Raw genomic sequence first — 11,391 nt, forward strand, 5'->3', positions numbered from 1 at the left:
TGAGTTTGCATAATGCAAAAAAAATCAACTATTCGACTCCATCGAAAATGCCCTTGTGGTAGCAAAAAAAAAATATAGAAACTGTTGTGGTAAAAAAAATACTGTTAACTTTCATGACTTACCTAAAGAAACACAACAAATGTTTCACGAGCTTCAAGTAAAACATAAAATTGGTTCTCAATATCACCATGATCACATGGGTTACACGCCTGAAATTGTTAGTTCAGTTTTTCAAGGAAGAAGATTTGTTGCTCTCGGAGGTAGTCTTATTCAATCCGATGCCCCAGAAGGAGATTGGGATGAACCGGCAGATTTTTTAACTTCACACCTAAAAACTACACTAGGTAACGAATGGTTTGATGATGAATTAAAAAAGCAGGAAAATGAAAGGCACATAATTTTATCATGGGCAGTCGATGGTGAGTGTTCGGTGATGGACGCCAACAAACCGATTGAGTCAAGAAAACATAATGGTAGCGCTCTTGCTTATTTACATTTGGCGTACGATTTATTTGTTTTACATAATCAAGGCCACATCACTGACAAACTAATATCAAGATTAAAATCTAAACAAGGTTTTAATGGTGCTAGATACGAACTCTTTGTTCTGGCAACTATGATAAGGGCTGGTTTCAACATAGAGCCATTTGATGAAACCCTGGGTGTAGGGAAAGTAACTGAATGTAAAGCGACACATATACAAACCGGGGTTACTGTTCAAGTTGAAGCAAAAACACGTAATGTAAAATATGTCTTAGGCTCTACAGAGGGGAAAGCTAAGAATATTCGTTTGTACGACAAACTCAGAGATGCGATTGAAAAGGAGGTAAACCAACCTTACCTAATATTTGTTGATCTGAATTTTCCAGAGCTGAATGTATATGCTGAAAATGAAAAGATAAAAAAAATACAAGAAGAACATAATAAACTTATAAAACTACACCCCACTAACCTCCCCAATGCTATTATTTACACTAATATCCCTTTCCATTATGCACGTGATTATAATGTAACAAACACTGCGTTTGGTTTAATAAAAATCAATAGGCCAAAACTAAAGCTTGAGAATGAAAACATTATTCTCAATGCAATTAATTCTGCATTAAAACAATATCAATATCTTCCAAGAGAATTTAATGAAAGTGAAAAGCACGCTGAAACTGTAATCAATGCAATAAAAAAACATGCCCAAAGATCATGAATGATCAGCTGAAAACTTAGCCAATCACATACACGCAATTGTGTTGCGCTCATGATAATTAACAAATGTAGATAAAATTGCAAAGTAATCGACAATGAGAATATCTATCTTATATATACAGTACACACACCTTTCGCACGATAAAATTATTCATTATATCTGCATGATTAATAATAATATTTAACTATTTTTATATGTTTAATGCAAAAAAATGCCGGTGAATACGTGATGAATTGTCTAGTGAAAGAAATCCGTCTATCTAATTAGGGAATCAGCCTCCATTTCACCATTAATTCACCAATTAATCACCACAAAATAAAAAATAATCATATATTTATGTTAGGCTAGCGCTCTCAATTAGTGAGCACTACACAAAGCCTAAAACCCGTTAAAAAGCACTTGTCTTGTTACACCGTGGACAATAGTCTTTATTTTTTATCCGACATCTATCCCTTATTACTTTTTGATAAATATGGTTTTGAGGACAAATCCACCAGGCTACTTTTCCACTCCCTGGTGTAACCTGACTAGGTAATAAAGAACCATTTTTAGAAGGGTGCCACTGAATAGCAATTGCTGGATATATTGCTGCTAAGGAATTATCTTCATTTGCTTTTTTACCAGCACAATAAGGGCAGGAATTGCCTTGCACTCTGTCAATAATAGCAGCCTGATAAATATGTTTGTTTTTACACTGCCACCAGGCTTTATAACTACTACCAGCGGTAAAATCAAACGGAGTTTTAGAGTCATTTTTACTGTCTGACCATTCTAATGCCAAATTCGGGTACTTATTTGCAAAACAATTATCTGAACACACTTGATTACCAGAACAGTAGGGGCAACCACTACCGCCAGCCCTGTAGGCAATAACAGTCTTGTATTCATGGCCTTTAGGACATAACCACCAAACGCTTTTACCACTATATTTTTGAAAATCAAAAGAAGATAATTCAGCATTTCTTATAGGGTGCCATTCTTTTGCTACATCAGGGCATAAAACTCCAAAGCTAGTACACTTTGGGCAGTCATTATATTTTATTTGTGTTCTTATTAAGCGAGAATACTCATGTCCTTTTGGACATCTCCACCATGCATTAAAAGTACTAGTTTTAGTAAAGCTAACTGGACTTTTGCCTTTATTTAAAGTTGGGTGCCAATGTTTGGCTATATTTGGATACATCATTTGAATATTGTTATCTTTGGTCACTACTCTTTTGTTGCAATAAGGGCATCCGCTACCTTGAACTCTGCTAATTATTGGGGATTGATAGTGGTGGTTTTGAAGGCAACTCCACCAGGCATTATAGCCACTGCCTTTCGTATACTTAGCAACTGAGAACTCATTTTTATCATTGTCCCACTCATTTGCAAGAGAAGGATAATTTAACGCAAATGAGTTTTCTTTTGATACTTTTTTTCCCGAGCAAAAAGGGCAGTTTCGGCCATTTGTCCTTTTAACTATAGTAGCTTCATATGAGTGGCCAGATAGACAAATCCACCATACTTTAAATCCACTGCCAGAGGAAAAGCTTTCAGGTACTAGGGGCATGTTTTTTTCGTAATCCCACTCTTGGGCAATCCCTGGATAATTAACAGGCAACGAGTGTTGAGGAAGTGGGGCAGGATAATAAGATAGGTATTGATTAAATGTCATACTATTTTGAAATTTGTTTTTCCCTATGTATGAATCAATCTTATGATGAAATTTATTGGGTATTAATTTTTTTATGATTATCAAAAGTTCATTTATAACTTTTTTTGTTATTTCATTTTTACCTACGCAAATATCTGAACTGTCTATTTTATTTAACGGCTTCTCTCTAACTCGTATTAATTTAATGCCTCTGTCGCCAACAGCCTTGTTTTTTTCATTGTCTCTATTTGTCTTTTTCTGTCCTTTATGAAAGTAATACCCATCATACTCAATTCCAATTTTTAATTCAGGTATATATATATCAATTTCACTCCCATCAATAGATTCTCGGTTAATCACTTCATCAAAAACAACCATCAATTCAGTTAAAATTCTAAGCTCTGGTTTTGACGTTTGGTTAGTACAATACTTACACCCAATACCACGAGTTCTATCTCCAATAATAGACTGATACTCATGCCCTCTTGGACATATCCACCAAGCCTTAAAATTACTACCTCTTGTAAAAAATTCAGGCTTAACTTCTCCATTTTTTATAGGGTGCCATTCGCTTGCTAATTCAGGAAATAGTTCTTGTATATTATTATCTTTACATACTTTGGCTCCACTACAATTTGGGCAACCTGACCCCCTTGTTCTAGCCCCTATACTGGCCTTATATTCATGACCTTTGGGACATTTCCACCAAGCCTTGAGTCCGCTCCCTTTTGTATATTCGTTAGGTATCTTTCCCTGGTTTTTGTCAGGGTGCCATTCCTTAGCTATTTCGGGAAACAATGCTAATAAACTATTTTCCTTAGACACTTTCTTTCCTGCACAATAAGGACATGAGGTGGGACCTGACTTTCTTGTTCTTTCACATATTGCAGTTTGATATACATGCCCCTTTTCACAAAACCACCATACCTTTTCTTTACAACCATAGGTAAAATTGCTAGGACGCTTTTTGCCATTTAACTTTGGATGCCATTCTTTAGAAACTTCAGGAAATAAATTCTCTAAGCTATTCTCAGCACATACCATTTTTCCTGCACAGAAAGGACACCCTCTACCAGCAGTTCTGCTTCTAATTGCAGATAAATAACTATGACCTAAATCACATTTCCACCAAAATTTTTTCCCACTTTTTGGAGTATAGTGCTCTGGTTTATTATTCTCATTTTTTTGTAAATCCCATTCTTTTGCTATATCTGGGTACAAAGTTGAGAAACAGTTATCCTTACACGCTTTTTTTCCAGAACAATAAGGACAGCCACTTTTCCTATATGTCCGGTTGGCGATTGTTGCCCTGTAAGAGTGTCCTTTGGAACAACTCCACCAAACTTTTTTTTGGCTTCCGCTTGAAACATCACCAGGAGTTAGTGGGTCATTTTTAATACAATCCCACTCTTTAGAAATTTCGGGGTACCTTAGTATTAAACTATTATCTATTGACATTTTCCTTGCGTAAAATTATTTATCTTTTTAATAAATAATAGACTAGGTTAGTAATATTTCATCGTTTGGGAAACCACCTATTAATTCCACTATTGGCTAGTCTCGTTTAATGAAACCTTAACACTATGCCTAGCGAGTGATTCAGTTTCAAATACTCTACATATAGATTCTATGTTACCTATTTTTAATACAATAGGCTCAGATTCAATTCTAGCTGGATCTAAGATAGCTAGGCGCCATTCATTTTGCCATGCATATTCTTCGAGCTTAGAAAAGCAGCCTATTCGTCCGCTATATTCATTAGCTAAATAATCTACTTTATCAAAAAATTTGTTGGAACATGGTGGAGATTTTTTTCCATTTACACTTTTTGTAATTCTATCTATAAATTCTTGTGGTTGTGTAATTAATATCGCTTTATCACCAAATCCGCAAAATCTTTTGTCTAATTTAAAATTAAAATTTGTCACCTCTAAAAAATTAAGTTCAAATAAGGTCATACAAAATATATTAACTTGATGATCAAAGGGATACATAAAATTAATTCTATTGATTAAGCCTCCAATCGGAACAAGCTTTCCCTCAGAATTAGTTATAGAAATCTTAACAGAATCAGCTAGATAACTAGATGCCACTCCCTCTTGCTTATCGCCACGATTAATTTTTTCCTCAGTTTTTCTATAAAAGTTATATGTATTCATAAATAAATTACCATCCAAGATGTCATCTAAATATTCATCTTTAGTAATTTTAAATAAAAGAACATTTTTCATAAGAACTCATTACTCGTTGAGATATTCTTATAGTGTAGTCTTTCCAACCCCCACCATCTTACAAATCGCTCGATTTCCGAAAATTATGTTCCAAAACTATATCTGAATACTGTAACTACTACTCAAGTCATTAAGTTTTAAAGAACTTATTGCAATGAAAATTTAAAGGAAAGGTGTTATTGGCCATAATATTTCTGCTCGCCTTTACAATGACCGTTAATTTATATTCTGATATCGCTTGCTGCTAAGACCGCTCGTTCTTACAAAGATATAATTAATCAATGATGAACTTTCAATATCTCACTTCGTAGCCATGCTACTTAATTCAGCAAACTTCCCTACCGCTGCCCTTTGCAACTGTTCAAAATCTTCTTGATTAAACTTAAGTAATTCTACTGACATATTTTTAATCAGTGCATTCATTTGAATAATTAATTGTTGACAATGCTGCTCCACAATCTGATTTGATTTTTGTTGCCCCTCATACCAGTGCTGTAGACCAACATGGATTAATCGATTAATGATACTGGACATCGAATCATCATGCTGTATAGCTAGTGATGAAATACGATTGTGTAAATTATCAGGTAATGAAATAGTTAATCGTGACATGATTTATCTCCAAAATTATAGTTCTAGTTCCTTGATTGATTCTTTGGGCTTTTCGTTGTAGCTATTATTCTTGGTGAAATAAAGCTCTTCAATTTTGTTTTTAGGATGTAATTGATCGAATCTCTGATTAGCTTCATAGAGTATTTTCTTATCAATTACAGACTGGATTGATAATTGAGCCTTGCCCATAAAACGATCTTCATGATTCATCAATTGCTTACTTGAAATCACATCAAGAGAAGCCGGCTTTTCATTTGAATTTCTTTGAATGGCCTCAATAAGTTCTTCTTTATTATCGGTGACTAAGGTCATACCATGAACTGCCCTGGAAATTTGCACATAAAAATTTTTTAAAGTAGCACTAAAGCGATGATAAGATTCCATAAGTCCAATTCCATAAGGAGCATCTTTCCCTTGTACTTTGTAATTGGTTAACACATAGCTGTAATCAAGATGTTTTAATGCAGAGTGAGATTGTTTAAGGGTTAAAGACTGTCCCTCTGCAGTAGTAAAAAGAATTGCCTCATCATTAATTTCTTGAATTGTGGCGCATTGTCCATTGCGAATACCGTCTTTATTGAAATTACGTGTCCACATCACTTTATCACCCACATAGAGTTCGAGTGATTTGGCTTCGTAGAGTTCTATGACACGCTCAAAAGGAGCCGTATGTGTTTTGTAATGGGGAAGGTTCTTCAACGCAAATTGAATTGCTTTTCCTTGTTCATTAACTATCGGTAAAACATTGTCTCTAAGATGTGCTTGTGTGATAGTCCCGACTGTATAATAACTCCCTTGCTTAATTCGCCCCTTTTGAAAATCCTGATTAAAACGGATTACATCTCCTTTTTGATAATAAGCAACAAATCGCTGTTGCACCGCTTCAATCGTTTTTGCTTTTAAAACTTTTTGCTCAAGTGATGTACCTTTTAAGACCCCTTCACTCTGAAGGCCTTCACGAATAATTTGAGTAATTGCCTCCCTATTTGCATGAGTGGGAGCAAATAAAAGAGTTTTTTCTCGCTCCTCTGGAATCAACGATAACCAATGATCTGCTATCCACTGAATTCGTTCTTCATGAGTACCTAGAGTTTGCACATTAAGATGCTCCAAAGCCTCTTTTACATTCCCTTTTGTTGCACAAATTACAGCATCTTTTGCTTTTTGATTCTTTTGACGGACAATTTCATCCATGACATTCGTTTCAATCCCATATTCCTGAGTAAGACTAAAAATCCTACCTGTATTAACACTGGGTAATTGTGCTTTATCACCGACCAAAACCAAACGAGCCCCTGTTCGTTCTACTTGCTTTAAAAGCTCATGGCCTTGATGTGCAGAAAGCATCGATGCTTCATCCACAATAAATACCGTTTTAGACAAAGAGGCCGTAGGTGCCTTTTTTAACTCCTGATGCACAATGGGAAATACATCGGTAGAAATACCTGCTTTAGTTTGCAGCTCATGTGCTGCTGAGCTTGCAACCGTTATCCCTCTTAACTGATAACCTCTTTCCTCAATAAGCATCCTTGCTTCTGCAAGCATCGAGGTTTTGGCAACTCCGGCATACCCTTGAATTGCAGAAAAGCGATCGGTTCCAGTTAACAAGGCAACCATTGATTGCTTTTGTGAATCAGTCATTGGATAAGGTAAAATTTGACTTCGCTCACGCTGAAAAGACTCCAGTCGTTCTTTTGATGCAATAGAGGATAACGCCCTTTTATTGTTTTCAATTCGTGCAATGGTTTCGGCTTCTACTGTAAGTAACCAAGGAGTAGTTAAAACTGTTTGTCGTGTTTCAGGGCATTGAGCCTCATACAGATTTTGGTTTATTTTTTCTTGCCCAATTGCAGTAATTAACGTTTCTTTGGTGATGACTTCAGGATAGATGAGGCTGTGTTTCATCGCTTCGTTTAATAAAGTACGTTCACTAAAAACTGCTGTACGCTGACTTAACGTTTCAATAGCAACCTGAACACATGCAAGTGCCACACCTGTTTCCGGGGGTTGTTTATTCTTTTTAACTAAAGCAATGAGCTTCTCTTTAATAGCTGAAAACCAGTTTTGCGATTCAATATGTTGATGGCGGTTTTTGATAAAGTGATGGGCGTCAAATCCAAGAGCTTTAGCACGCTCTTGCCAATCTAACGCAAGTACATCCATTTCTTGATCCTCTTTCCCATGACGTGTTAAAAGGGTTGCAGCAGAAGCACTTTTAGCTCCTGACCACCCTTTTTCTTCCAAATGTTTCTCAATATCCTCTCGCCTTCGTGAAAACTCACGCAAAACTGCATCGGGAATACCATCAATTTCAAACAAACCATCACCAGCCATGCGAAGAGGAAAGCCTGCTTTTTTTAACGAGTTCGCCAAATGCTGTCTATAAATCAATCCACAATAATGGGCGTTGTTTTGGATTTGCTCAATCACCCCATGATTTCTTGAGGGGTCGCTGGCCAATGAACGAATCTTTCCCTGGTGAAAGGTCATGTTCATCGTCACACAATGAGTATGAAGTGCAGGATCATTAGCCCGTGAGTTCGGTTGTCTAAATGCTGCCACTAATAAGTTATCCGTCTTTTCATAACAAATTTCACCATCACGTCGAACACGTGTTTGGGCAAATTCACGTTCAATTTGACCAATTGCATATTTAACTGCTTCATCATGAAATCGTACTAATTCAGGTGCTGCTCCTAAACCAACTAATAAGGATACACTTTTAGGTGCTGAAAAAGTCATGTCAAACCCAGGTCGATGCTCCCCTTTTAGGTTTTGCAGCACTTGTCCATTGGGTAACCTTCCTTCGAGCAAAGCCAACATGTGTTCTTTTTCAATCACCCCATTTAATTGAAAATGTGAGCTAGTTTTACCCAACCACTGCATAGCTGTTGCATCACCTGCATAATAGTTAAATGCAGCGGCATAATAGTCTGCGGCACCTTGTGCTGATTTTAGTGGTTGTATACTAAGCATCTTTATCCCTAATCCATATATTCTATCAGTTGGCGTTCTTTCATTCTTTGTGAGCTGTGTTCCAAACCTTGCCCTAAGGACTCACTATCCTCATCCCCACTTGAAACATCCTCTGTTATGGATTCAGGTACATTTCGTTCGATAAAACCTAAGCTTTGCGAATCACGTTGGATTAATTGAATAGGCAACTTTGTCACTGGATAAGGGCCTGGAAGACGCAAAAAACAGGTTAAATCTTTGAGTTCCAAAATTTCGGGATATGCAACAATAGGACGAGTCACACGTTGACTTCCTAAGGAAATACCATCTCGGATGCTGTTGGCACCATAAGAATAATTTTCCCGAGACTCTTCAATTTCCTCCTCCCCTAGCTCACTAGCTACTAGACGCGCCATATCGCTGCTTGGACTGCGGAAGAAAAAGCGAGTGTTGAGTAAATCAAAAATTTCTCTAGCCCCACTTTGACCATAGACCTTAGTTAGCTGTGAAAAGCTTTGCATCCCTAAAAGAAAACAGCCACCAAATTTACGCACTTCAGCGATCGTCTCCCCAAGTAAAGGAAGTTTATGCAAACTAGGTAATTCATCACAGACAAACCAAATACGTCGATCTCGATCTGGCGTTAAACTCAAAAGCGTCAGGGAAGCCATGGCTAACCACATCGACATAAGTGGTTTTAGAGTTTTATGTTGCTCTCCATTGGATGAAATAAACAACCACCCTTTTCTATGTTCATCAAGGATGTAGTCACGAATGGAGAAAGAAGGCTTATTATCTTTCCCAAGACCTGATAAAGACTGCAATGATTTAAGATAAGTCGTGATTACCGAACGGATGGAAATTGCTGTTTTTTCAATTTTACCACTGACTAAAGTGGCTGCAGCCGTTCCTCGCAAATACTCTTCTAAAGTAGAAAATTCACCAGTTAATAAAAGCCGCAATAATTTATCAAGTGAGCGCTCATTATCATGGCGCATGGTAGATGCAACAGATGCAAAAACAGTTCGGGCAGCATTCACCCAAAAAGGATCAGATTCCCCATGCATAGGAATAAGGCTTTCTGCCATATTTTCAAAATCTGAATCCCGAGGTGCTTCACACCACATATCCCAATTAGGACAACGTGCATCAAAAGGATTTAAAACAATATCACAGTCTTCACGAAAATAATGAGTTATAAAAGAGCACCCTTTATCATAAATAATGACCCTATCTCCACGTGCTCTCAAAGCATCTAAGATCTTCATGATGAGTTGGCTTTTTCCAGTCCCTACTGTTCCATGTACTAATAGGTGCTGCACCTCACTACCTTGAATTAAAGGAAAATCATCAATATGAATGTCGGAATGTGCCGCATCATTTAGGATCATTTCTTTTACCTGAGCTGGTGTATCGATTCGACTTCCTCGAATAAACTGATGTTTACTCTGTTCTTTACCTCGGCGAATAAAGTAAATGGCAAACCCTATTCCAATAAAAAATGCCATGCCAAATGCAACTAAGGCCGATTGCCCCATAGTTCTGATGACCTCATTGGCATTATCACGATAATAGGAATAATGAAGAATTTGCTGAACATTTTGCTGGAAGGTTTTTCCATGGAAAGAAAAATGAAACACATGATTTTGACCAATAGCATTTAAAAATTGAGCCCAATAATAAGCAAATGCATGGTGTAGCTTTTCAACAGAAGTGATACTCCAAATAATAACCCCAGTAAACACTACCCAAAGCAACAAGCAAATTAAGGTTAACGATTTAGTAATTTGATCCCACATGCGAAGATTATGGAAACTAATTTGCCCACCACGAGTATAGTGTTTGAAATTAGGCTCATCACGCATCTGTTTTTCTCCTTATACCTTTTAGGCAAAGCAGTAGCTAACACTGCCTTTAAAGTGATTAAAATTAATTCTTAATGATTTTTTATTGGTTTATCTCAAGGGTAACTCAATTTTTTTTCCTTTATGAAAAAACTCGTTGATTAGAGTAAATATGGTGCTTATACCAATTCGACTAATTTCCATACTCACTAGGAAATAGGTAACCAGTAAGCTTCCAAAAAATGCAAATCCAACGAACATAAAGATTGCAGCAGATTCACCATAACTTGCAAATAGAGCACAAAATAAAGCAAATACCCCCAAAAAAAGGTACGAAAACTGTTTTAATTTTTTTACAACTAAAGATCCTGTTTTAAGCCTTTTTTCCAAATGAAACCTAAAAAGAATGTAGAAATTAAGTGCCTGAAACAATAAGAACATGGCACCTGCACTCATAAAAAATGCCATCAATACTGATTCTCCAATCACCTGAGAAGCAGCCTCTCTTGCGAGCCCTTCGTTTGATGGATGAACTATTCCTGCATAAGCAATCGTGATTGAAGTAATAAGCCAAAATATCAAGAGACCATTTAAAAATAATTTCGAGAGACTCCAATAATAAAAGCGAGCAGGAATAATATCGGGTTGAAGACCTGTAATTGCACCCACATCCTCATCAATAGCACACTTTAAATCCTTATAATTCATCCTATTCTCCTTTATTATGAAGTCCCCATGTTCTTGGTAGTTTTTCGGTTAAAATCACATTCTTTTGTGCTCTGACCATCCCCTCTCTCAATGCGGCTTCCTTCTTGTCCATTAGATCATGGTGATCTTTCTTAATCAACTCCTTCCCTTGATTAAGATTTTGAAAAGATTCATCCAATTGCTGGTGAACATTGTGTTTTAATG

At 36.6% G+C, this 11,391-nt stretch carries 8 protein-coding genes; 1 reads left to right on the plus strand and 7 read right to left on the minus strand.

The window, feature by feature from the left end:
* Positions 1-55 precede the first annotated feature (55 nt).
* Entirely contained in the window at positions 56-1,201 is a 1,146-nt protein-coding gene (locus tag DGG96_RS17020) for a hypothetical protein (protein ID WP_127059491.1), read from the plus strand.
* A 388-nt stretch (positions 1,202-1,589) separates the two neighbouring features.
* Here DGG96_RS17020 and DGG96_RS17025 read toward each other — a convergent pair whose 3' ends face one another.
* From DGG96_RS17025 to DGG96_RS17055, 7 genes are all read right to left on the minus strand, one after another.
* Entirely contained in the window at positions 1,590-4,295 is a 2,706-nt protein-coding gene (locus tag DGG96_RS17025; RefSeq protein WP_110143745.1) for a zinc-ribbon domain-containing protein, read from the minus strand.
* Positions 4,296-4,384: 89 nt separating this feature from the next.
* Entirely contained in the window at positions 4,385-5,068 is a 684-nt protein-coding gene (locus tag DGG96_RS17030) for a hypothetical protein (RefSeq protein ID WP_110143746.1), read from the minus strand.
* 300 nt (positions 5,069-5,368) lie between these two features.
* Positions 5,369-5,680, minus strand: a complete 312-nt coding sequence (locus tag DGG96_RS17035; RefSeq protein WP_110143747.1) for a hypothetical protein — start codon at positions 5,678-5,680, stop codon at positions 5,369-5,371.
* Positions 5,681-5,695: 15 nt separating this feature from the next.
* Positions 5,696-8,656: a MobF family relaxase gene (gene mobF / locus DGG96_RS17040; protein ID WP_110143748.1), complete on the minus strand. Its 2,961-nt coding sequence runs from the start codon at positions 8,654-8,656 to the stop codon at positions 5,696-5,698.
* 8 nt (positions 8,657-8,664) lie between these two features.
* A complete protein-coding gene (traD, locus tag DGG96_RS17045; RefSeq protein ID WP_110143749.1) occupies positions 8,665-10,500 on the minus strand; it encodes a type IV conjugative transfer system coupling protein TraD in 1,836 nt (611 codons plus the stop codon).
* A 90-nt stretch (positions 10,501-10,590) separates the two neighbouring features.
* Complete coding sequence (locus DGG96_RS17050; RefSeq protein WP_110143750.1) at positions 10,591-11,187, minus strand: hypothetical protein; 597 nt, start codon at positions 11,185-11,187, stop codon at positions 10,591-10,593.
* A 1-nt stretch (position 11,188) separates the two neighbouring features.
* On the minus strand, positions 11,189-11,391 hold a 203-nt coding region (locus tag DGG96_RS17055; RefSeq protein WP_133249340.1), incomplete at its 5' end, for a hypothetical protein.

It is taken from the genome of Legionella qingyii, assembly GCF_003184185.1.

Coding starts and splice junctions, on each gene's coding strand:
- DGG96_RS17025 (WP_110143745.1), bottom strand. CDS start 4,295: ATGTCAATAGATAATAGTTTAATACTAAGGTACCCCGAAATTTCTAAA.
- DGG96_RS17030 (WP_110143746.1), bottom strand. CDS start 5,068: ATGAAAAATGTTCTTTTATTTAAAATTACTAAAGATGAATATTTAGAT.
- DGG96_RS17035 (WP_110143747.1), bottom strand. CDS start 5,680: ATGTCACGATTAACTATTTCATTACCTGATAATTTACACAATCGTATT.
- mobF (WP_110143748.1), bottom strand. CDS start 8,656: ATGCTTAGTATACAACCACTAAAATCAGCACAAGGTGCCGCAGACTAT.
- traD (WP_110143749.1), bottom strand. CDS start 10,500: ATGCGTGATGAGCCTAATTTCAAACACTATACTCGTGGTGGGCAAATT.
- DGG96_RS17050 (WP_110143750.1), bottom strand. CDS start 11,187: ATGAATTATAAGGATTTAAAGTGTGCTATTGATGAGGATGTGGGTGCA.